Origin of the sequence: Bacillus sp. HY001 (assembly GCF_007558965.1) — a bacterium.
GTDB lineage: Bacteria > Bacillota > Bacilli > Bacillales > Bacillaceae_G > Bacillus_A > Bacillus_A mobilis.
Genome location: NZ_VLTE01000344.1, coordinates 1 through 295, shown reverse-complemented (window position 1 = coordinate 295; position 295 = coordinate 1). Strand labels below are relative to the sequence as shown.

Below are 295 nucleotides of genomic sequence, written 5' to 3'. Positions count from 1 at the left end.
CTTGATTGGATATCTTGTTTTTCATTCTTTCATAGAAATTTTTCCGCCCACCAAAAATAATAGGAGGTAATGTTTTATTTTTAATATGTTTTGCATACATTTCAATTTTTTGTTCTAATTTTTGTTTTCGTTTTCTTAAGCCAATTAAACAAGTTTCTAATGCAACTTGTTTAGGTCTTTTTTTGCCGCGTTCATAATCATCTATTTTTTGTAACGTCTTTTCTAACTTTTTTTGATTGTTTTCTAGGTAAACAGGAAGAAGTTCTTTTTGAGAGAAAAGGATCGTTTGCGCTTG

The 295-nt window shown here is 28.8% G+C and carries 1 pseudogene; it reads right to left on the bottom strand.

Going from position 1 to position 295, the window contains the following annotated elements:
* A pseudogene (locus FOT98_RS31635) lies at positions 1 to 295 on the bottom strand (IS200/IS605 family accessory protein TnpB-related protein); the annotation flags it as partial.